The sequence below is a fragment of the Bailinhaonella thermotolerans genome (genome assembly GCF_003594875.1).
In the GTDB taxonomy this organism is placed as follows: Bacteria; Actinomycetota; Actinomycetes; order Streptosporangiales; family Streptosporangiaceae; genus Bailinhaonella; species Bailinhaonella thermotolerans.
In genome coordinates this window covers 147,471-168,259 of the sequence record NZ_QZEY01000020.1, presented here as the reverse complement: position 1 = coordinate 168,259, position 20,789 = coordinate 147,471, and the positions used below count along the sequence as shown (strand labels likewise).

22 protein-coding genes and 1 pseudogene are annotated in these 20,789 nt (G+C 74.6%); 11 read left to right on the top strand and 12 right to left on the bottom strand.

Annotated elements, in window-relative coordinates; all coding sequences use genetic code 11:
* A pseudogene (locus tag D5H75_RS34480) lies at nt 1-316 on the top strand (hypothetical protein); the annotation flags it as partial.
* Between the two features lie 315 nt (nt 317-631).
* Here the strand turns inward: D5H75_RS34480 and D5H75_RS34475 are convergent.
* Nucleotides 632-1,603, bottom strand: coding sequence for a GlxA family transcriptional regulator (locus D5H75_RS34475; RefSeq protein ID WP_202638783.1), 972 nt, complete (start codon nt 1,601-1,603; stop codon nt 632-634).
* A gap of 72 nt (nt 1,604-1,675) precedes the next feature.
* On the opposite strand from D5H75_RS34475, the gene D5H75_RS34470 reads away from it, so the two are divergent.
* Nucleotides 1,676-2,881, top strand: a complete 1,206-nt coding sequence (locus D5H75_RS34470; RefSeq protein WP_119930772.1) for an MFS transporter — start codon at nt 1,676-1,678, stop codon at nt 2,879-2,881.
* Between the two features lie 65 nt (nt 2,882-2,946).
* Here the strand turns inward: D5H75_RS34470 and D5H75_RS34465 are convergent, their stop codons facing one another.
* The 6 genes from D5H75_RS34465 to D5H75_RS34445 form a co-directional block, all read right to left on the bottom strand.
* A complete protein-coding gene (locus tag D5H75_RS34465) occupies nt 2,947-3,429 on the bottom strand; it encodes a nucleoside deaminase (protein WP_119930771.1) in 483 nt (160 codons plus the stop codon).
* Between the two features lie 230 nt (nt 3,430-3,659).
* Nucleotides 3,660-4,268 (bottom strand): hypothetical protein, encoded by a 609-nt coding sequence (locus D5H75_RS34460; protein WP_119930770.1) that lies wholly within the window; start codon nt 4,266-4,268, stop codon nt 3,660-3,662.
* A 10-nt stretch (nt 4,269-4,278) separates the two neighbouring features.
* Nucleotides 4,279-5,796, bottom strand: a complete 1,518-nt coding sequence (locus D5H75_RS34455) for a sialidase family protein (RefSeq protein ID WP_119930769.1) — start codon at nt 5,794-5,796, stop codon at nt 4,279-4,281.
* A 387-nt stretch (nt 5,797-6,183) separates the two neighbouring features.
* Nucleotides 6,184-6,324, bottom strand: coding sequence for a hypothetical protein (locus D5H75_RS42220; RefSeq protein WP_202638782.1), 141 nt, complete (start codon nt 6,322-6,324; stop codon nt 6,184-6,186).
* Entirely contained in the window at nt 6,294-6,587 is a 294-nt protein-coding gene (locus tag D5H75_RS34450; RefSeq protein WP_119930768.1) for a hypothetical protein, read from the bottom strand. The genes D5H75_RS42220 and D5H75_RS34450 overlap by 31 nt, the downstream gene beginning before the upstream one ends.
* Nucleotides 6,588-6,681: 94 nt before the next feature.
* Complete coding sequence (locus tag D5H75_RS34445) at nt 6,682-7,539, bottom strand: maleylpyruvate isomerase family mycothiol-dependent enzyme (RefSeq protein ID WP_119930796.1); 858 nt, start codon at nt 7,537-7,539, stop codon at nt 6,682-6,684.
* Nucleotides 7,540-8,133: 594 nt separating this feature from the next.
* Between D5H75_RS34445 and D5H75_RS34440 the strand changes: the two genes are divergently transcribed.
* Entirely contained in the window at nt 8,134-9,726 is a 1,593-nt protein-coding gene (locus tag D5H75_RS34440; RefSeq protein WP_202638781.1) for a DHA2 family efflux MFS transporter permease subunit, read from the top strand.
* 102 nt (nt 9,727-9,828) lie between these two features.
* On the opposite strand, the gene D5H75_RS34435 is transcribed toward D5H75_RS34440, so the two are convergent.
* On the bottom strand, nt 9,829-11,004 hold the full coding sequence (locus tag D5H75_RS34435) for an amidohydrolase family protein (protein ID WP_119930766.1): 1,176 nt from the start codon (nt 11,002-11,004) through the stop codon (nt 9,829-9,831).
* Nucleotides 11,005-11,062: 58 nt separating this feature from the next.
* On the opposite strand from D5H75_RS34435, the gene D5H75_RS34430 reads away from it, so the two are divergent.
* Nucleotides 11,063-11,497, top strand: coding sequence for a tautomerase family protein (locus tag D5H75_RS34430; RefSeq protein ID WP_242454677.1), 435 nt, complete (start codon nt 11,063-11,065; stop codon nt 11,495-11,497).
* Nucleotides 11,498-11,544: 47 nt separating this feature from the next.
* Here the strand turns inward: D5H75_RS34430 and D5H75_RS34425 are convergent, their stop codons facing one another.
* On the bottom strand, nt 11,545-12,171 hold the full coding sequence (locus tag D5H75_RS34425) for a LysE family translocator (RefSeq protein ID WP_119930765.1): 627 nt from the start codon (nt 12,169-12,171) through the stop codon (nt 11,545-11,547).
* Nucleotides 12,172-12,370: 199 nt separating this feature from the next.
* On the opposite strand from D5H75_RS34425, the gene D5H75_RS34420 reads away from it, so the two are divergent.
* From D5H75_RS34420 to D5H75_RS34400, 5 genes are all read left to right on the top strand, one after another.
* Nucleotides 12,371-13,315, top strand: coding sequence for a ribose-phosphate diphosphokinase (locus D5H75_RS34420; protein ID WP_119930764.1), 945 nt, complete (start codon nt 12,371-12,373; stop codon nt 13,313-13,315).
* A gap of 9 nt (nt 13,316-13,324) precedes the next feature.
* The gene (locus D5H75_RS34415) at nt 13,325-13,966 is read left to right on the top strand and encodes an NUDIX hydrolase (RefSeq protein WP_119930763.1); all 642 of its coding nucleotides are present in this window, start codon (nt 13,325-13,327) and stop codon (nt 13,964-13,966) included.
* A 39-nt stretch (nt 13,967-14,005) separates the two neighbouring features.
* Entirely contained in the window at nt 14,006-14,752 is a 747-nt protein-coding gene (locus D5H75_RS34410; RefSeq protein WP_422674072.1) for an alpha-ketoglutarate-dependent dioxygenase AlkB family protein, read from the top strand.
* Nucleotides 14,753-14,837: 85 nt separating this feature from the next.
* Nucleotides 14,838-15,791: a DMT family transporter gene (locus D5H75_RS34405; protein ID WP_119930761.1), complete on the top strand. Its 954-nt coding sequence runs from the start codon at nt 14,838-14,840 to the stop codon at nt 15,789-15,791.
* 69 nt (nt 15,792-15,860) lie between these two features.
* A complete protein-coding gene (locus D5H75_RS34400) occupies nt 15,861-16,796 on the top strand; it encodes a LysR family transcriptional regulator (protein ID WP_119930760.1) in 936 nt (311 codons plus the stop codon).
* 120 nt (nt 16,797-16,916) lie between these two features.
* On the opposite strand, the gene D5H75_RS34395 is transcribed toward D5H75_RS34400, so the two are convergent.
* On the bottom strand, nt 16,917-17,624 hold the full coding sequence (locus tag D5H75_RS34395) for a CTP synthase C-terminal region-related (seleno)protein (protein WP_119930759.1): 708 nt from the start codon (nt 17,622-17,624) through the stop codon (nt 16,917-16,919).
* Nucleotides 17,625-17,702: 78 nt separating this feature from the next.
* Here D5H75_RS34395 and D5H75_RS34390 point away from each other — a divergent pair, with 78 nt between their 5' ends.
* Nucleotides 17,703-18,587 (top strand): LysR family transcriptional regulator, encoded by an 885-nt coding sequence (locus tag D5H75_RS34390; RefSeq protein ID WP_119930758.1) that lies wholly within the window; start codon nt 17,703-17,705, stop codon nt 18,585-18,587.
* A gap of 66 nt (nt 18,588-18,653) precedes the next feature.
* Complete coding sequence (locus tag D5H75_RS34385) at nt 18,654-18,815, top strand: DUF397 domain-containing protein (RefSeq protein ID WP_119930794.1); 162 nt, start codon at nt 18,654-18,656, stop codon at nt 18,813-18,815.
* Nucleotides 18,816-18,911: 96 nt separating this feature from the next.
* Here D5H75_RS34385 and D5H75_RS34380 read toward each other — a convergent pair whose 3' ends face one another.
* Both D5H75_RS34380 and D5H75_RS34375 read right to left on the bottom strand, forming a co-directional pair.
* Nucleotides 18,912-19,598 carry a hypothetical protein gene (locus D5H75_RS34380; protein ID WP_119930757.1) on the bottom strand — a complete coding sequence of 229 codons (687 nt, stop codon included), beginning with the start codon at nt 19,596-19,598 and terminating at the stop codon, nt 18,912-18,914.
* 279 nt (nt 19,599-19,877) lie between these two features.
* Nucleotides 19,878-20,741, bottom strand: coding sequence for a helix-turn-helix domain-containing protein (locus D5H75_RS34375; RefSeq protein ID WP_119930756.1), 864 nt, complete (start codon nt 20,739-20,741; stop codon nt 19,878-19,880).
* Nucleotides 20,742-20,789: the final 48 nt, after the last annotated feature.

The following is a 20,789-nucleotide window of genomic DNA, read 5'->3' as shown; positions in this document are numbered from 1 at the left end:
TGCGGTGGCCGAGCCGCGCATCGTGGCCGCCGGCCTCTTCGCCGGGAGTTTCGTGCCCCGCACGATGTTCGAGGAAGCCCGGCAGGTCACCATTCCGCTGCATGTCCTGCTGCAGTGGGATGACGAAGGAAACGACCGGCAGACGGCCCTGGACCTGTTCGACGCCTTCGCCTCCACGGAGAAGACGCTGCACGCCAACATGGGCGGGCACACCGGCGTCCCGCAGTTCGCAGCCGAGGACGCGGCCAGGTTCTTCGCCCGGCACCTGCGCCGGCCACAGGCCGGAACCCACCACCAGGCCGGCAGCAGACCGTAGCCGCCGCCGGCTAGCACGCCGCTCACCGAGGACAGGCCCCGGCCCTCCCCGGCAGCGGTGACCAGCAGATCCACAACCGCCCCGACCGGCCACCACCGGCCGGCCGGGGCGGCCGGCCACCCGCCCACCACAAACGACATCCACAGCCAAGCCCAGCAACGCCAGCGCACCCGACCAGGGGCAAACAGCCATCACCACCGAAACGCCGTCAAGATCGACTCCCTAGCGCCACAACTCCGGCCCGATCCTGCGCCCGGCGCGCCGCGGTGGTCTCGCCCCGGCGCCCGCGCGGCCGCCCACCCGCAGGCCCGGGGTTCAGCGGAAGGAGCGGCGGTAGGCGGCGGGGGTGGTGCGCAGGGCGGCGTGGAAGCGGCGGCGCAGGTTGACCGCCGAGGAGAGGCCGACACGGGTGGCGATCGTCTCGACCGGCAGGTCGGTGTCCTCCAGCAGGGCGCGGGTCGCGGCCAGGCGGCGTTCCAGCAGCCAGCGGGCCGGGGGGACGCCGAGCTGCTCGGCGAACTGGCGCGTGAGCGTGCGCGGCGAGACCCCCGAGAAGGCCGCCATGTCCTCGACCGTGATCGGGTCCGACAGGTGCGCCAGGAGCCATTCGAGCAGCGGCGCCAGGGAGTCCGGCATGGGCCCGGCCGTGGGCAGGGGCGGGTACTGCCGCTGGCAGCCCTCGCGGTGCGGTCCCGCCGCGAGCTGCCGCCCGATCCGCATCGCGTGCGCCGCGCCGTACTCCTGCAGGACCTGGTGGAGGCACAGGTCCAGGGTGGCCGCCGACGCCCCGGCCGTGGCGACGTCCCCGTGGTCGACGTAGATGACGGTGTCGTCGGGGATGACGCGGGGATGGCGGGCGGCGAGCTCGCCGGACAGCTCCCAGTGGACGGAGGCCCGGCGGCCGTCCAGCAGCCCCAGCGCGGCGGGGATGAAGATCCCGGCCGCGACGGCGGCGATGCGCGCCCCCCGGGCGTGGGCCCGCGACACCGCGTCCAGTACGGCGGGCGAGGGCGTCAGGGTCCAGCCCGCGATGAGCACGGTGTCGGCGTCGTCGAGGGCGTCCAGGCCCCTGTCCACCTGGATCGGGACCCCGAGCGTGGTCGGCAGCGAGCCGGGCCGCTCGGTGCACAGGCTGAGACTGTAGTGCTGGGGGATGTCGGGACCCTGGTAGCCGAAGACGGCCGAGGCCGAGGTGACCGGGTAGAGCTCCTGGTTCGGGGCGACCAGGGCGACCACGCGACGCGCGCTCGCGGGCGGCGGAGGCGGGGGCGGGCAGTCCAGGAGCATGGCGCAAATGTACCCAATGATGTCATTTGGGACACCAGCGCCCTGATCAGGATAAATCCAGAATTGGGGCTCATGTGGACGAGGAACTTCACCCTCTACTTCGGGGCCCGCACCATCTCCCTGCTCGGGGACGCGATGATGCCCGTCGCCTCGGCGCTGGCGATCGGCAAAGTCTACGGGATCGCCGGCGTCGGCTACGTGCTCGCGCTGTGGACCGCCTCGGCCGTGCTGGTCATGCTGTTCGGCGGGGTCGTCGCCGACCGGATCGGCGCCCGCCGCCTGATGATCGGCGCGGACGTGATCAGGGTGGTCACCCAGGGGGTCGTGGCGGTCGCCTTCCTGGACGGCGCGCCGCCGTACGCGCTGTTGCTGGCGACGGCGTTCCTGTCGGGGATCGCCGCCGGGCTGTTCGAGCCGGGCGTCAACGGGATGGTCCCCCTGATCGCCCGGGACCCGCAGCGCGCCAACGCCACGCTGAAGATCGCCGAGGCCGTCACCCACCTGGCCGGCCCCGCCCTGGCCGGAGTCCTCATCGTCGCCGCGGGGCCGGTCGTCGTCTACACGGTGGACGCCGCGACGTTCCTGGTCAGCGGGGTCTGCCTGCTGCTGGTCCGGGTCGCCGTGCCCAGGCCGGAGCCCTCCGACGTGCTCAGCGACCTGCGCCGGGGCTGGGAGGAGTTCCGCGCCAGGAGCTGGATGTGGTCGGTCATCCTGGTCTGGGTGTTCTGGGGCGTCCTGGTGGTCGGCCCGTACGTGCCGCTGTCCTCCCAGGTCATCGGGGCCGACTACGGCTGGGTGATGGCGGCCCTCGGCCTCGGGACCGTGCTCGGCGGGCTGGTGGCCATCCGGCTCAGGCCGTCCAGGCCGCTGGCCGCCGGGGCCGCGGCGCTGAGCGGGTACGTCGCGGTGCCGCTGACGGTCGCGCTCGGGCTGCCGCTGCCGCTGCTGATGGCCGGGCATCTGCTCGGCGGGTGCGCGGTGGCGTTCTGGTCGGTGATGTGGTCGACCAGCGTGCAGACGCAGGTCGCCCCGGACGTGGTGAACCGGGTCAACGCCTACCAGGTCGCCGGGTCGGTGGCCGGCATGGCCGTCGGCCAGGCGCTGGCCGGCCCCGTCACCGTCCTGGTCGAGCCGCGCACCTTCATGCTGGGCTCGGCCCTGGTGACGGTCGGCGTGGTCACGGCGCTCCTGCTGATCAGGCCCGTCCGCACGCTCGGCCGCGAACCCCGGCAGGCCGCCGGCCAGCAGATCCTGGTCCCCGCCGCCTCGGCCCCCTGAGCGCCGGGGCGGCCGGCCCGGTACGGCGGAGCCCGCGCCGGGGCGGGACCTGACCGCCGGGGACGTCAGGAGGCGCCGGGGCGGTGGTAGCGGCGGTGCAGGTCGCGGATGGCGCCGGCCAGGGCCGGGGCCGGCCCCTCGACGGGGACGCCGGGGGCGACCTCGGTGATGGGCAGCGGCCGCACCGGCGGCGCGGGCACGCCCAGTTCCGACAGCCACTGCGTCAACTGGGCCGAGGACGCGGCGTAGACGACGCGGCCCAGGCCGACCCAGGCGTGGGCGGCCGCGCACATCGGGCAGTGCTCGCCGGAGGTGTAGACGGTGGCGGCGGCCCGCTCGGCGGGGGCCAGGTTGGCCGCGGCCCAGCGGGCCAGCGCGAACTCCGGATGACGGGTCCGGTCGCCCCCGGCGATCCGGTTGCGGTCCTCCGCCAGGACGGTCCCGTCCCCGCCGACCAGCACCGACCCGAACGGCTCGTCCCCGTCCGCCAGCGCCTCCTCGGCCAGCTCGACGCACCGCCGCAGATGCGCCAGATCGATCTCCTCCACGTCCCGTTCCTCCCCCGCCGTCTCGCGTACGCGATCAAGGATAGGCGGCGCCCCCGGACCGCCGCACCCGGCCGTACGGCGGGCGGCCCGCCGTACGGCGCAGGGCGGAAAGGGGCAGGGCGGAACCGGGCAGGGCGCGGCAGGACTGATCGGGCGGGATGAAAAGGGGCGACACGGGGCGAGACGGGGCGGCGCGGGCGGGATCTCCCCGGCCCGCGCCGCCGCGGCGGTCAGGGGGTGCCGGGCTCGGCGTGCCGGGGGCCGTCCTGGCCGGGATCGCCGGTGGGACCGGCCGCCGGGGCGTCGGGACCGGCCGCGTCGGTCACCTCGCGGGGCCGGGCGGGATCGGCCTCGGCGGGCTCGTGCCGCAGGAGCAGGGCCCGCGACTCGGCCTCGCGGCGCTCCTCGGCCTCGACCAGGGCGGCCAGGTCCGCGAGGGTCAGGCCCCCGGCCGACGCCTCGGGATCCTCCCGCAGGTCCCCGGTCAGCAGCAGGCGGTCGCCGTCCAGCGGGAACACCCCGCCGTAGAGCGGGACGTACCGGTCCTCGCCCAGGTCGCGCTGGAGGAAGGCGACCGCGGGACGGGCGTCCTCGACGTACGCCGGCCAGGCCGCGCCGCGCGGCTCGGGGCTGATGACGGTGACGCGCGCGGAGCCGGCGATCTCGCCCTTCAGGACGCGCTCGGGGGTGATGCGGGCGTGGCCGAGGGTGCGCACCCCGTGGTCGTCCAGGGCGTCGTGCCAGGCGTCCTCGATGCGCCAGCCGGAGGCGATCACGATGACGTCGGCCAGGCGGACGCGCTCGCGCAGGCCGGGGAAGGTCGTGACGTAGGTGGTCATCGCAGGTCTCCTATTCCGCGCCGTACCACAGCAGCAGGTCGCGCTGGACGGGGCCGTACCCGAGGGCGGGTCCGGTGTGGGTGGTGGAGGAGGGGATCTGCCGCCCCGAAGGCCAGTCCTGCTTGGCCCAGTCCTTGGAGGTGATCCGCAGCGAGGTGAGGAAGTTCTGCTCCCGGAAGGCCAGGACGAACTGGTCGCTGGGCTGGTGGTACGCCAGGGCGGGCTGGACCCGGGTGCGGTCTCCGGAGTAGCCGATGGAGCGCAGGGCCAGGGAGCCCTGGTCGATGGCGCAACTGAAGCTGCGGATGAGGTTCATGGAGGTCTCCGAGGGGGCCGCCCACGCGATGGCCAGCATGACCCGGTTGTCCGGGGCGGCGGCCGCGGCGACCCCGGCCAGGCTCTTGTAGGCGAACTGGCCCCACGGCGCGGCGTAGCTGCCGATGCCGACCGGAGCGCTCCAGGTGGCGCCGTCATTGAAGGAGACGCTGGCGCGCACGTCCCCGGTGATGCCGTGGTTGCCCCGGTCCAGGTGGGACCAGGCCAGCACCCACGCGCGCTGCCCGTTGACCGTGGTGCAGGCCAGCGCGGGGGTCCCGCCGGTCTGGGCGCCGGCGGGCGTGCCGACCCAGTGAAAGGTGGACGCGCCGTCGGTGCTGCGGACCAGGCGGATCGTGCCGTTGCGGTCGTTGTGCACCCAGGCCCACAGCAGGGTCCCGTCGGGGGCCGAGGCGTAGGCGGGGCCGTGGTGGGAGCGCTCGCCGCCGTAGGCGACCCACCCGTCGAAGAACACGTTGACGCCGTCGCCGCGCAGCCAGGTCGGGACGCGGTTGGGCATGCTCCAGCCGATCACGTGCCGGCCGGAGGTCCCGATCGGCGTCGTGCCCGGCGTCAGGCAGGTCCGGGTCTGGTAGAGGGAGTGCGAGGTGAGCTGGTTGTTCTGGACCGCCCAGGAGGTGCCGCCGTCCAGGGAGCGGAACTGGCGCACCCGGTTGCGGTCCATGTCCCGGAAGATCGCCTTGAGCGCGAGGACGTCCCCGTCGTACGGGCCGAACCGCTGCCGCTGGTAGTCGTAGTTGCCGTTCATGGTCCGGTCGGCGTCGGCCACGTCCTCCAGCCAGAAGGTGTGCCCGAACTCGTGCGTGAGCACGGCCTGCATGTCCAGCTCGCCGGGCCGGGCGTTGTGGGTGACCCAGGGCCACAGGCTCAGGTCGGCGCCGTTGCGGCGGTGGATGACGATCGACGCCTTGCGCCAGCTCGTGAACGTCGAGGCCGCGCGGGTGGTGTTGAAGTGCCGCTCGTTCATCGTGATCAGGATCTCGCCGTCGGCCGGGGCCGTCCGGTCGGTCCAGTTCCAGAACTTGGGGCGGCAGTCCACGCCCGCGATCATCATCCAGCGGGTGTAGGCGTTCATCACCGCGTCGGCGACGCCTGCCTGCCACCCGGCGGGGATGCCCTGATCGAGGAAGGTCTGCCAGTTGATGAAGACCTTCGGCTGGTCTCCGTTGTTCCAGTAGGCGGCGTCTGCCATGGGAACCCCTAACGGTTCGCGGGTGCCGACCTTGCCCGGCGCGCGGAGGCGGCCGGAGAAGGGCCCGCGCGCCGCCCGCCTCCGGACCGGCCTCGGCCGCGCCCTACCTACCTCATCGCGGGCGATCACCCCACCGCTACAGATCGTGCATAAACGATCTCCATTCGTCACCACCCGCGCCGACGGACCACCCGGGCCGGCCCATCAGCGCGGGCTCACCCATGACCCGGTGGACAGACCGCGCCGGCCGGGCTGGAACGGCACACGCAGTCCCCGAGTCCGCGGGCGAGGTCGCACCCCTGACCTCCTGGCCCGCAGATGTACGCACTGATGCAGGTGAGCCGGCTGGAAAACTGGCGGGTGGGGCTTGGCGGCGTGGAAGGCAGATCAGCGCGCGGGAGTCCGTCCGGGCTCGTTCGCATCGGCCTGCCGCTCGGTGGCCTGACGATGGAGTTCGGCGAGACCTTGCTCGACGTCGACCGTGGCCTCCAGGAACGTCAGCAGGGCGACCGAGGATCGCTGGAGCATCTGTGGGTGGCGTGGGCGGCGGCGATCTCCTGGTGCCGCTGCCGCCGGAACGCGAGCATCAGCGCGATCGCCGCGCCCACCCCGGTGCCGGCGGCCAGGGCGGTGCGCACGATCTCGATCCGGGCGGTGGCCGGTTCGGCGTCGGGCAGGGCGGGCAGGGCGGGCAGGGCCGCCGGCAGCCACCAGGCGGTCAGCCCGATCGCGCCGCCGATGCCCAGCGCGGCCGGGACGATCCACCACGACGCCGGCCGCGGCTTCCGCACGGGTGCCGAGGCCGGTTTCCCCCACCGCTGACCTTCGGCCGCGATGAATGATCGGCGGTGTCAGCGAACCCATGCTGGAGGCGTCGGGATGGGGTCAGTAGACGATGGACACGATCTGGCAGGCGGCCCTGGCCAACCGCGGGTCACCGTGGATGCGGGCACGGGCCAGGGCGGTGTCCGGCTGGATGCCTCGGGTGCACAGGCGCCAGGCGGTCTCCGCGTCCAGGTGGACGGTCGCGGCGGGCTCTCCGGTGACCGGCTCGGCGAGGGACCAGCCGGGCTCGGTGGCGGTGGCGGTCCAGGCGCCACCGGCCGGGCCGTCGATCCGCACCTGGATCTGCGTGCCGGCGGGGGCGTCGACCGCGCGCAGGGTGTGGGGCAGGGCCCGCAGGAAGGTGTCCAGGACCACGGACAGGAACGGCGCGTGAAGGTCGGTGTCCTGGCCGACGGCGTGACGGATCTGCTGGCGGTGAGTCCAGAACTCGGTGAACTCGCGGGCACTGTCCAGCCACATCGGCGCCGGATCGACGCCCGCCCAGGACACCCCCAGCGACGGCGCGTCCGGATCGGTCGTCTCGAAGAAGCGGCAGACCTGCCCGCCGACCAGATCCAGGGTGTCGGTCAGCGCTGACGGGCTCACCCGGCGGAAGGCGTCCACCCATTCCTGATTGATGCGGTGGATGAACGTCTCCAGCGTCTCGCCTGGGCCGAACGCGGGTCCTTCCCGGTATCCGTCGCGGTCGCGGGCGAGACGTCCGTAGAAGTCGCCCAGGAGGTGGGCGGCCACATCATGCACGCTCCAGCCCGGCACCGCTTCCTTGCGCCAGTCAGCGGGCCCCAGGTCACGCAGCGTGGCCATCAGCGCGGCATGCTCCGGAGCGAAGAGAGAACGGGCATCGATCGGGTCGCCTAGCCACGAACGGCCCGGCGTGTCATCTAGCTGGGAGCGCATGCCCAAAGCCTGCCAGCCGGGTGCCCGGTCGACCACCGAATATCCCCTCTGGTCGATCACGGCGCGCTGTTCCCGCCGGCCGATCGCCTCCATCCTCGCCAGGCCGGCTCCCCGCGTCGGCGGCGTGTTGCCATAGATCACGGGCCTTGTTAGCCTCCCGATCGAGACCTCTCACCGCGGGCTCACGCCTCGCCGACCAGCTTCTCCGGGCCCCGACGGCCCGGACCAGGTGGGAGTCGCACCCACGCCTGGAAGAGAGTCTCCCCGCGATGGTGCCGTCAGTACGGCCAGCGGCCCGGCCCCGCCCCGGTCCCGCCATGATCCGATCGATCTCGTCCCCGGGCCCACGGCCCGCCGCGCGCTCCGGCGATCCCGGACCGGCACCGCGCCGCTGACGCGGCCGGTCCGGGTTCTCACCGCACTCAGTGCCACCCCGCGGCGTCCCACGTCGCCGCCGGGCAGAATCCCCCACCGGTCGCGGGCCCCGGGCTCGCCACCGAGACAGCCTCACCGCGCCCCTCCCCGGACGAGGGCGCGGGCTGGAGCGCGCCCACGCCCATGGCCGGAATCCCGCGTCCATGGAGGTCATCAACCATGACGACAACCGACCCCGCGCAGACGCCGGCCACGCCGCGCCCGTGGCTGGTCCTCGGCGTCTACTGCGCCGGCTTCTTCACCGCCCTGCTGGACGGCACCATCGTCAACATCGCCGTCCCCGCGCTCATCGGCGGCCTCGGCGCCACCTACGACCAGGTGCTGTGGGTGCTCGACGCCTACCTGCTGGTCTTCACCGTGCTGCTGATCACCGCCGGGCGGCTCGGGGACGTCTTCGGCCACCGCCGGCTGTTCCTGACCGGCGTCACGCTCTTCACCGCGGCCTCGGCGCTGTGCGGCCTGGCCGGCTCCGGAGGCTGGCTGCTGGCCGCGCGGGTGCTGCAGGCGGTGGGCGCGGCGCTGCTGTTCCCCCAGGTCATCTCCACGATCCTGACGGTCTTCCCGGGACCGGTGCGCGGCCGCGCGTTCGGCGTCTTCGGCGCGATCGCGGGCCTGGCCCCGGTGGCCGGCCCGATCGCCGGCGGCCTCATCCTCGACCACCTCGGCTGGCGCTGGATCTTCCTCATCAACGTCCCGATCGGCGTGGTCACCATCGCGCTGGCCCTGATCCACGCCCCGGCCGGCCGCCCCGCCGCCGGGCAGGGGCTCGACCTGACCGGCGTGGCCCTGGCCACCGCCGGGCTGACCGCCGTCGTCTTCGGCCTGATCGAGGGCGAGCGCCATGACTGGGGAACCATCGCCGGCCCGATCAGCATCGGCTCGGTGCTCGTCGCCGGCGTCGCGCTGCTGGCCCTGTTCGGGCTCTGGGAGCGCCGCAGGGGCGGCCGGGCCCTCATACCGCCGGCGCTGTTCGCCGCGCGCGACTTCGCCCTCGGCAACGGCGTCGGGTTCGCCTTCCACGCCGGCATGATGGCGATCCCGCTCGTCGTGGTCCTCTACCTGCAGACCGCCCGAGGGCACGGCCCGCTGGAGACCGGCCTGACGCTGCTCCCCGGCGCCGCCCTCACGGCGCTCGGCTCGGCCTGGAGCGGGCGGCTGTCCGACCGGTACGGCGGCGCGCCCATCCTGGCAGCCGGGCTGGCCACGCTCGCCGCCGGGCTGGTCGTCCTGGTCCTCACCGCCGGCCCGCGCGGCGGCGCCTGGAGCGCGCTCCCCGGCCTGATCGTCATCGGGATCGGCAACGGCGCCACCTACGCGCCGCTCCAGCAGGTCACCATGGACGGCGTGGACCCCCGCCTGGCCGGCGCCGCCTCCGGGGTCGCCAACACCATTCGCCAGGTCGGCGCCGTCGTCGGGCTGGCCGTCCTGGGCGCCCTGCTCTCCACCCGGCTGAGCGCCGCCGTCCCGGACGAGGCCGCCCGCCAGGCCGCCCTGCTGCCCGCGCACCTGCGCGAAGGGTTCCTGGCCGCCGCCGCCGACGGCGCCGCGCGCTTCAGCCCGCCCGCCCCACCTCCGGGCCTCGGCGCCGGCGAGGCCGCCCTCTTCCGGCGGCTGGGCCAGGAGGCCTTCACCACGGCCTTCACCGCTGCCATGCACACCACCCTGCTGGTCACCGCCGCCGTCCTCGCCGCCGCGGCCGCCTGCTGCGTCCTCCTGCTCCGGCGTCCGGAGCTCGCCGTACGGCGGGGCTGACCGGCCGGCCGGGTCCCGCCGGAAGTCGGGGCCCGGCCCACCGGGCGAACACGGGAACACGGGCCGCCCGGCGGCCGGGCCAGGCGGGTCAGGCGGCGACGGTCAGACGACGCGGTGGCCGGCGCGGAAGACGGCGGCCGGGGTGGCCAGCACGGACAGGTCGCGCAGCGGGTCGCCGGGCACCGCCAGCAGGTCGGCGTCCAGGCCGGGCGCGATCCGGCCCGCCCGGTGCGACAGCCCGCAGGCGCGCGCGGCCGTCGCGGTGGCGGCGGTGATCGCCGCGCGCGGGGACGCGCCGGTGATCTGGGCCAGATGGGCGATCGAGTGCGGCAGCACGTCGTGCGGCTTGGCCGGGTTGATGCCGGCGTCGCTGCTCACCACCAGGGTCACCCCCGCGCGGTGCAGGTCGGCGAACCCCTTCTCCAGCGCGGGCAGCAGGGCCGCGATGCGCGGGGGCGGCGGCGGGGAGCCCGGGGCCAGCCCCAGCGTGAGCGAGGCCGCCACCCCGCTGGCCGCCAGCCGTTCCACCAGCCACGGATCGAACACCGGCCCGTCGGCCGTCAGGAACGTGGCGTGCTCGACCCCGTCGAACCCCGCGTCGATCACCTGCGCGATCCCGGCGGCGGCGTGCGCGTGCGCGGTGATCGGCAGCCCCAGCCGGTGCGCCTCGTCCACCGCCGCGTGCAGCTCGGCCGGGCTGAAGGCGGGCTCGTGGACGGGGATCCCGGGGGTCAGCTCCCCGCCGCTGGCCATCACCTTGATCACCCCGGCGCCGCGCTCGGCCCGCTCCCGCACGGCCCGCCGTACGGCCGCCGGGCCGGAGACCTCGCCGCCGAGGTACCAGCAGTGCCCGCCCGGCACGGTGATCGGCGCCCCGGCCGACAGCACGCGCGGCCCGGCGGCCGGATCGGCCCGTGTCTCCTCCGCCAGGCGCAGCGCCAGGTGGTCGCGGTCGCCCAGGTCCCGCACCGTCGTCACCCCGGCGAGCAGCGCCCGCCGCGCGGCCCGCCGCATCCGCTCCAGCACCGCGTCCGGGCCCGCCTCGGCCCGGGCGGCCAGGCTCCCCACCGGATCGGCCGAGGCGTCGAACGCCAGGTGCGTGTGCGCGTCCACCAGTCCCGGCAGCAGCGTCACGTCCCCCAGGTCCACCACCTCGGCGCCCTCCGGCGCGGCCCCGCCCGAGGTCACCGCCGTGATCCGCCCGTCCTCCACCAGCACCAGGGGATCGGCCGCCGCCGAGAGCCCGTCGAACAGCCGCGCCGCCCGTATCGCCCGCATGGCCCCAGTGTCCCCCGCGCGCCCCGGCCCCGCAGCCCCTCCCGCGAACTCTGCGCGGGTGCCGGTACTGTTGCGGGTCCACGAGGACGATCTTGGAGGGGTGGCCGTGGCGCAGGTGAAGGTGTACGGGCGGCGGGACGTGTGGGCCGGGCGGCAGCGGGAGGTGTCCGACCTGATCCACGGCTGCCTGACCAGCGCCTGGGGGCTGCCGGACGGCAAGCGGTTCCACCGGTTCCTGCTGCTGGACGAGGACGACCTGATCTGCCCGGCCCGTGGCGAGCGCTACCTGATCGTGGAGATCCTCTGCTTCGAGGGGCGCAGCGACGACGCCAAGCGCGTCCTGATCCGCGCGGTCTTCGCCGCCCTCGGGACCGGGCTCGGCCTGGACGCCGAGGACGTGGAGCTGACCATCGTCGAGACGCCCAAGGTCAACTGGGGCATCCGCGGCCTCCCCGGCGACGAGCTGGCCCTGCCGTACCGAGTCGAGGTCTGAGAGCCGCGCACTGCCGGAGAGCCGGGCACTGCCGGAGAGGCGGGCGCTCAGCGGGTGACGGCCAGGCGGACGCCCAGGGCGACCAGGGCCGTCCCCATGACCGCGTCCATGCCCCGCCGTACGGCGTCGCGCGCGAACACCCGGCGGAACACGGCCACCAGGTTGGCCACCAGCAGGAACCAGGCCACGGCGGTGGCCATGGCCACGCCCGACAGCAGCAGCGTGTCGCCCAGCGCCGCGTCGCCGGGCAGGAACTGCGGCACCAGCGCGATGAAGAACGCCGCGGCCTTGGGGTTGAGCAGGTTGGTGAGCAGCCCCTGCCGGAACCCCGCCCACGCGCTCACCGCCCGCGGCGGCTGCCCGTCCTGCCCGGCGGGGGCACGGCGGGCGGCCGAGCGCAGCGCCCGCACCCCCAGGTACACCAGGTACACCGCGCCGACGATCTTGACGATGGTGAAGGCCAGGGCGGAGGCGGCCAGCAGCGCGGCCACGCCCAGCACGGCGGCCAGCACCCAGGCGAAGATGCCCAGGCCGATCCCGAGGGCGGTGACCATCCCGGCGCGGCGGCCCGCGACCACGGACTGGCGCATCACGATCGCCAGGTCCGGGCCGGGGGCCATGGCGCCGGCGGCGACCACACCGGCGAAAGCGATCACGTGCGCGGCTGAGGACATGACGGGGTTCCCTCCGGAGGCGACCCGATCATCCTAGGAGCGCGCCCGAGCACGAGGGCGTGGCGGGCGGTGCCGTACCCGATGACCCAGGTCAGCGGCGGGTGCGGGTAGCATGTGCGCCGCCGGGTCGGCGTGCGCGCCCGGGGCGGGGATCAGCGGCGGCCGGGCGCACCGGCCGGAGTGTGGCAAGGAGCCATCTGTGCGAGACATCGCGGTGTTCAGCGGCAGCGCTCATCCGGAGCTGGCGGCCGAGATCTGCGAGCATCTGGCGGTGCCGCTGCACCCGGTGCGCGTCAAGCGGTTCGCCAACGACTGCATCGAGGTGCAGTTGCAGGCCAACTGCCGCGAGCGCGACGTGTTCGTGATCCAGCCGCTCGTGCCGCCGGTCCAGGAGAACCTGGTCGAGCTGCTGCTCATGCTCGACGCCGCGCGCGGGGCCTCGGCGGCCCGCACGACCGTGGTCATGCCGCACTACGCCTACGCCCGCTCGGACAAGAAGGACGCCCCGCGCGTGTCGATCGGCGGGCGGCTGGTGGCCGACCTGCTGGTGGCGGCCGGGGCCAGCCGCGTGCTGACCATGACGCTGCACTCCCCGCAGGTGCACGGCTTCTTCAGCGTCCCGGTGGACCACCTGCACGCGCTGCGCGAGCTGGCCGCGCACTTCCGCCAGTACGACCTGTCCAACACCGTCGTCGTCTCCCCCGACCTGGGCAACGCCAAGGAGGCCGCCTCCTTCGCCCGCCTGCTCGGCGTCGGCGTCGCGGCCGGGGCCAAGCAGCGCTTCAGCGACTCCAAGGTCGCCATCAGCTCGGTCATCGGCGACGTCGCCGGCAAGGACGTCATCGTCCTGGACGACGAGATCGCCCGCGGCACCACGGTCATCGAGCTGCTGGACCGGCTGCGCGAGCTCAAGGTCAACTCCGTGCGCGTCGCCTGCACCCACGGCCTGTTCTCCGACGGCGCGATCGACCGCCTGGCCGCCCAGCCGGAGGTCGAGGAGATCGTCTGCACCAACACCGTGCCCCTCCCGCAGGACAAGCGCGGCCCCAAGCTCAAGGTGCTGTCCATCGCCCCGGCCCTGGCCGAGGCCATGCGCCGCATCCACGACGGCGAGTCCGTCAGCGCCCTGTTCGACAACCACTAGGCCCCGGCCATGGACGCCGGCCTGGCCGAGCTGCGCGAGCGGATCGCCGCCAACCTGACCGCCTTCCCCCGCCGCGCCGTACGGCATGAGCCCGCCGGGGGTGCCGGCGTGGGCGGCGGGCTGCGGCGGGCGGCGGTGGTGGTGCTGGTGTTCGCCGACACCGGGGTCCCGTGCGTGCTGCTCCTGCGGCGCGGGCCCGGAGGGCGCAACGCCGGCCAGTGGGCCCTGCCCGGCGGCCGGCTGGAGCCCGGCGAGGACGAGGTCACCGCCGCCCTGCGCGAACTGCGCGAGGAGACCGGGGCCGTCCTCGCCCCGGCGGACGTGGCCGGGCTGCTGGACGACTACGTCACCGACTCCGGGTTCGTGATCACCCCCGTCGTCGCCGTCCGGCCCGGCCCGATCGAGCTGCGTCCCGACCCCGTCGAGGTCGCCTCCCTGCACCCCGTCCCGCTCGACCGGCTGCTGGCGCCCGGGGTGCCCCGCTGGCACGACGCCGGCGACGGGCGGCCCCTGCTCCAGATGCCGCTCGGGCCCGGCATCCTCGTCCACGCGCCCACCGGGGCCCTGCTCTACCAGTTCCGCGAGGCCGCCCTGCTCGGCCGCCCCACCCGCGTCCACGACACCGCCCAGCCGGACTGGACGCGCGACTGAGGCGCGTTCTCCGCTCCCCGCGGGGGTGCCTAACCTGGGGTGATGGACAGCCTGCTGCCGCGTGAACGCGTCGAGGTCGCGCCCGGGGCCGTGCTCGTCCCCGGCTGGCTCGATCCCGACCGGCAGCACGAGCTGCTGGCGGCCTGCCGCGCCTGGGCCCGCCCGCCCGCGGGGCTGCGCCGCACCCGGCTGCCCGGGGGCGGCGTCATGTCCGTCCGCACCGTCTGCCTGGGCTGGCACTGGCAGGACTACCGCTACAGCCGCACGGTGGACGGCGTCCCCGTCAAGCCCTTCCCCGCCTGGCTCGCCGACCTCGGGCGCGCGGCCGTCCTGGCCGCCTACTCCCCCGGCGGCGCGGGCGCGGGCCGTACGGCGGAGCCGGGGCAGGGCGCGAACGGCGCGGACTCCGGCGGGGCCGCCGGGCCGGGCTCGGGCGATGGGGAGGGCGGCGCGGCGGCCGGCCGGTACCGGCCCGACATCGCGCTGGTGAACTTCTACGACGACAACGCGCGCATGGGCCTGCACCAGGACAAGGACGAGCGCTCCCCCGCCCCCGTGGTGTCGCTCAGCCTCGGCGACACCGGCCTGTTCCGCTTCGGCAACACCGAGTCCCGCCGCCGCCCCTGGACCGACATCCCCCTGGAGTCGGGCGACCTGTTCGTCTTCGGCGGTCCGTCGCGCCTGGCCTACCACGGGGTCACCCGGGTCCTCCCGGGCACCGCCCCCGTCTGGCTGGGCCTGCGCGGCCGTCTCAACATCACCCTGCGCGAGTCCGGACTTCCGTAGTGACCAGGACGAATAAGTACGACTGAGGCTTTTGGAAACAAATACTAACTTTTTCTTTTCCTTGTGAGCCGGGATCCTGGGGCGCATGCTCCCGCGCCTCGTCTCCCCCCACGTCCTCGCCCTGGCCGGCACCGTCGTGCTCTGGGCCTCGGCCTTCCCCGCCATCCGGGTCGGCATCGACGGGCTGGGGGTGCAGGCGCTGTCGTTCCTGCGGATCGCGATCGCGGCCGTGGCGCTGCTGCTGGTGGCGCCTCTGGCGAAGGTCCGCCTGCCCCGGCGCCGCGACCTCCCCATGATCGCATTGTGCGGGGCCACCGGCGTCACCGCCTACCAGGTCCTGCTCAACTGGGGCGAGGTGGAGGTGGCGGCCGGGACGGCGAGCCTGCTGATCGCGATCGCCCCCGTCTTCAGCGTGCTGCTGGGAAGCCTCTTCCTCAAGGAGCGGCTGAGCCGGAACATCGTCCTGGGCAGCGTCATCGCGATCGCCGGCGCGGCCATCGTCAGCCTGGCCGCGGGCACCGGCGGCTTCACCGTCTCCGCCCTCATCGTCCTGGCCGCCGCCGTGTGCCAGGGGGTGTACCACTTCGCCACCAAGCCCCTGCTGCGCCGCTACACCGGCCTGGAGGTCGCCACCTACGCGATGGCCGCCGGCACCGTCCTCGCCCTGCCGCTGATCCCCGCCACCTGGCACGCGACCCTGCGCGCACCGGCCGACGCGCTGGTCTCCGCGGTCTACCTGGGCCTGCTCCCCTCCGCGCTCGGCTTCGTCATCTGGGCCTACGCCGTCGCCCGCCTGCCGCTCGCGGCCTCCACCGCCGCGCTGTACCTCGTGCCGCCGGCGGCCCTGGTCATCTCCCTCCTCTGGCTGGGCGAGGTCCCCGACCCCGTCGAACTGGCGGGCGGCGCGGTCAGCGTCGCGGGAGTCGTCCTGATCAACCGGCGCAGGCCGGCGCGGCCCCCGTCCGCCCCTGAGGACGGGGACCCGCCCGCCGCCGGCCCGGGCCGCCGCGCGGCCGACCCCTCCCTGACGGCACGATGAGGACGCCGGCCGTACGGCGCCCGCCGCGCCGCCGGACCCCCGCCGGCCCGGACCGACCAAGGAGCCGCCGTGCTTGACGTACACCGCCTGCGGATCCTCCAGCACCTCGCCGCGTACGGGACCGTCGCGGCCACCGCGGAGGCCCTGCACCTGACCCCGCCGGCCGTCTCCCAGCACCTGGCGGCGCTGCAGAAGGAGACCGGCATGCCGGTGGTGGAGAAGCGGGGACGCACCCTGCGGCTGACCCCGGCAGGGGAGCTGCTCGTGGCCCACGCCGAGATCATCCTGGCCGAGCTGGCGGCGGCCGAGTCCGGCCTGGCCGCCCTGCGCAGCGGCCGGCACGGGGTGGTGCGGATCACCGCCTTCGCCTCGGCGGCCCGCGCCCTCATCGCGCCCCTGTGGGAACGCCTCGCCGGCGCCGGCGGGGCCCCGTCCCTGTCACTGCGCCTGACGGTCCAGGAGCCCGACGAGGCCCTCGACGAACTGCGCAAGCGCGCGACCGACCTGGCCCTGGTCCACAGCTACACCGTGCTGCCGCGCGGCTTCCCCACCGCCTGCGAGCAGGCCGTCCTCATGGAGGAACCGGTGCTGCTCGCCCTGCACCCGCACGAGGCCGCCGCGCTGGGGCTGGCGGCCGGGCAGCCGGCCGACCTGTCCCGGACGGCGCACCTGCCGTGGCTGACCCCGGGGCCGGAGACCTCCTGCTACGAGATGATCCAGCGGGCCTGCGGGGCTGCCGGTTTCGTCCCGGACATCAGGGCGCGCAGCACCGACTTCGCCGTGCTGGCGGCCATGGTGGGCGCGGGCGCGGGCGCGGCCCTCATCCCGCGGATGGCGCTGCCGGAGGCGACCGCGCCCCTCAGCCTGCACCCGCTGGTCCATCCCATCTCCCGGACCGTCTTCACCGTCAGCCGCGCGGGAACCCGCGAACACCCCGACCTGCGGCGCGTGCTCGACCTGCTCCACGACCTGGCCACGTCCCCCGGCGCCGCCGACCCCGCCTGAACCGCCGGCGCCCCCGCCGCCGGAGCGGGCCCGCCTGCGCGGTCTCGCCCGGCGCCGCCCCCGCCCCGCGCCGCGAGGCGCTCCGGCCGTACGGCCTGAAGGCCCCGCCGGCCGTACGGCCTAGAGGCGGGCGGCCGCGTGGGCGGTGGCCGCCTCGGCGAAGGCGCGGATGAAGGGGTGGGGCCGGGGGCCGTCGCCGGACAGCTCGGGCTGGAAGAGGGTGGCCAGGTAGAAGGGGTGGCCGGGGAGCTCGGCGACGCGGATCTCGCCGTCGTCGTCGTGACCGGTGAAGCGCAGCCCCGCCTCCTGCAGGGCCTGGGTGTGACGGGGGCTGGGGCCGTAGGCGCAGTGGTAGCGGCCGGTGGTGGACTCCGCGCCCAGCAGGCGCTCGGCGACAGAGCCGGGGGTCAGGTGGACGGCGGACTCGTGCCCGGCCAGGGAGCACGCCAGCGGCACGATCAGCAGGTCCTCCTCGGGGGCGTCGCTCACCTCGCCGTGGGCCAGGCGGGTCAGGCCGCACACGCCGCGGGCGTACTCCAGCAGGGCGTGCTGGAACCCGCCGCAGGTGCCCAGGAAGGGGATCTCGCGCTCGCGGGCGACCCGCGCGGCGGTGATCGCGCCGGCCTCGCTGCGGTACGGGCTCCCCGGCATGATCCAGATCCCGTCGAAGCCGGCCAGCAGGCCGGCGTCCTCGGCGTCGGGCGTCGCGATCCAGTACGGGTCCACCGCCAGACCCTCGCCCTCCCGCAGCGCCTCGATCAGGGCGGGGACGCGGGCGTGGGCGTGGACGTGCGGGGACCGGTCGGCCACCAGGGCGATTCTCGTCATGCGCCCCATCGTGGCGCGCCTCCCCCGTTCAGCGCCAACGATGATCCGTGAGGTGGGTATCAGGAATACTTATGCGTCGTGGATACGCACCTGCTGCGCACGTTCGTCACCGTCGCCCGGCTCGGCTCGTTCTCGGCCGCCGCCGCCGAACTCGGCTACACGCAGTCGGCCGTCTCCCAGCACATCGCCGCGCTGGAGGCCGACCTGAAGACCCCGCTGCTCGGCCGCCGCCCCGTCGCCCCCACCGAGGCCGGGGCCCGGCTGCTCGACCACGCCGGCCCGATCCTGCTGCGCCTGGCCGCCGCCCGCACCGACCTGGCCCGGCTCGTGCGCACCCCGCCCGAGCGCCTGCTCGTGGCCGCCTCCCCCGGCGCGTTCGGTACGGCCGCCGCCCGCGCGCTCGCCGTCGCCGCCGCCGCGAACCCCCGCGCCCGGACCGGCGTGCGCCTGCTGGCCCGTGAGGCCGTGGCCGGACAGGTGGCCGCGGGAGAGGTGGACGCCGGGCTGGTCAGCGGCGTGGCGGCGCCCACCGACCCCCTCCCGGGCGTCGGCGGCGTGGAGGCGCGGCGGGTGAGCGAGGATCCGCTGGCCGTCCTGCTCCCGGCCGGTCACCCCCTGGCCACCCGCCCCGGGCTGGACCTGACCACGCTCGCCGACGCCCGCTGGATCGACGCCCCCGCCTGCCCCGCCCCGCTCGCCGACCTGCGCGCCGCCGCCGGACCCGGCGCCTTCCCGCCCGGGCCCGTCTTCGAGGGCGCCGACCCCGCCGTACTCGCCGCACTCGTGGCCGCCGGACACGGCCTGACCCTCCTCCCCCTCCCCGCCGCCACCGGGTTCCCCGGCACCACCGCCGTCCCCCTCACCTCCCCCCGCCTGGTCCACCGGGTGGAACTCCTCCTCTGCGGCACCCCCACCCCCACAACCGGCACCTTCACCCAAACCCTGACCACCCCACCCCCCTGACCCTCACCCGCGCCCCGCCCGACGACGACCGCAGCCGTCCCGGCCGCGGGATAGGTACAGCGCTGTCTGAGACGGGGCGAAGGGGCGTGCGTCGAAGTCGCCGCCGCTCCGTCGGACATCGTCGCCGTCCGCGACTCCAAGGACCCCCACGGTCCCGTGCTCACGTTCTCGCCGGCGGCCTGGCACGGCTTCCTGCGGGCCGTCAAGGGCGGGCAGGTGCGGCCGTAGCGGCAGATCTGCCAGTCGTCCGAGTTCTCTACGCGCTTGTTGAGTTCCCGCTTGAGGTGATCGCGCCGCACGGCCGCCATGTCCTGGGCGCTGTTCTCAGCCCAGCGTCTTCCGGAACCAGTCGGGGAGCACTTCGTCGGGGCGGCCGTCATACCACTCCGGCGTCATCAGCACGAGGGGCTGCGGCCGCAGAACCCAGTCCAGCTCCAGGTGGACACCGGTGCGCAGTTCGACGATGGCCAGGGCGGCGGCCTTCCAGCTCGTGTGCCCGAGGCGCTGAGCCTCGGCGACCAGTGTTAGCCCCTCGTCCAGGACGTGGGGTCGGCCGCCCCGGCGCCCGCCGGTGCCCCCCACCCAGTAGTCCCACATGTTCATGCGAAGCAGCACCTGGCCGTCCTCGGCGTACACCAGATCATTGGACGAGTTGATCGACCACCATGTGCCGCACAGCCGCACCCCGCGGCTCAGCTCGGCCAGCACGTCGTCATCCAGCACCCGCGCGCCGTTGCCCTGCGTGAAGACGGTGGCCTCCCCCATGCGCCCGTAGTGCACGGAATCCAACGGAAAGAAGTCACTCTCCCCGGATGGCAACCCCTCGGGTTCATAGGGCTCCAGCAACTCGGCGGCCCGCGGATGCTCCCACCGCCGCAATCGCGCCACCAACTCGCCGGTTCCCGGACCGCCTTCCAGCGGTACGGCCACCGCCCACGCGAACCCTTCCGACAGCGCGGAGTCCAGCAATCCTTCGTAGTACTCCAGCAGCTCAAGCCGATCCATCACCACACCCGCCTCCCTCGAACCCGCACAAGTCGCCACATGATCTCGTAGAGCCGTCGGAGCCCGCCCCCGTCGGCATGCCGGGCTGGAACCGGCCCAGGTCACCGTCGCCACCACTCTTGTGGGTCATCGGCCGCGCCGACCCCGCTGATCTGGGAGATTTGTGATGCCTTTCGGCGACACGCCCCTGACCGCCCCCATGCGGCGGGCGGTCCTGGACGCCTGGGGAAGGCGCATCGACGGTGAGCCGGTACGGCCGAGAGCGGCGGGAGCGACCGCCGCGACTCAGGGAGCCGGTGCCCGGGATGCCGTTGGCGACCGTCGGGCGAGCTCGAGGAGCAGGTTCCGCGCTTCGGGTGTGGTCGGGTAGTAGACGAAGAGCTCGATGTCCGGGGTCGCCGCGGGTCGCAGAACGTGGAAATCGAGGGTGATCGGCCCGATCACGGGGTGGTTGAGGGTTTTCGTGCCGGCGGTCTTCTCGTGGACTCGCCGGTCCGGCCACCACTGGACGAATTCCGGGGAGGCGGTGCCGAGCCGGCCGACGAGTCGCTCGATGCGTGGATCGCCGGGGTGCTGCCCGCCGGCCCGGCGGAGCATGGCGACCTGCTCTTGCGCGCCGGTCCTCCAGTCGGCGTAGAGATCACGCATTCGGGGGTCGGTCAGCATCAGCCACACCATGTTCCGATCCTGCGCAGGGAGCGACGCGAAGTCGGTGACCAGGGCCGCGCCGAGCCGGTTCCACGCCAGGACGTCCCGGCAGTGGTTCAACGCGAAGGCGGGCCCGGAGAAGGATTCCAAGAGATCCTTGAGGCCTCGCATCTTCGGATCGGAGCGCCTCGCGCCGGGCCTGATGGCGAGCGGCGCCCGCAGGTTCTCGGCAAGGGTGTGCAGGTGGGCGCGTTCGACGTCGTCAAGGGCGAGTGCGGTGGCGATGGCATCGAGGACCTGAGCCGACGGACGGACCCGGCCCTGCTCGATGCGCTGGTAGTGGTCAGGGCTGACCCCGGCGACGATGGCCAGTTCCTCCCGCCGCAGCCCCGGCACCCGTCGTCCGCCCGATCGCGGCAGCCCCACCTGCTCGGGTGAGACCTGTGCGCGGCGGTGGCGGAGAAAGGCGGCCAGTTCCTCACGGGGATCGTCCAGCGTCATGCCTCCACCGTGGCATGCCCCGGGACCGGGATGGGTGGCCACGCCATG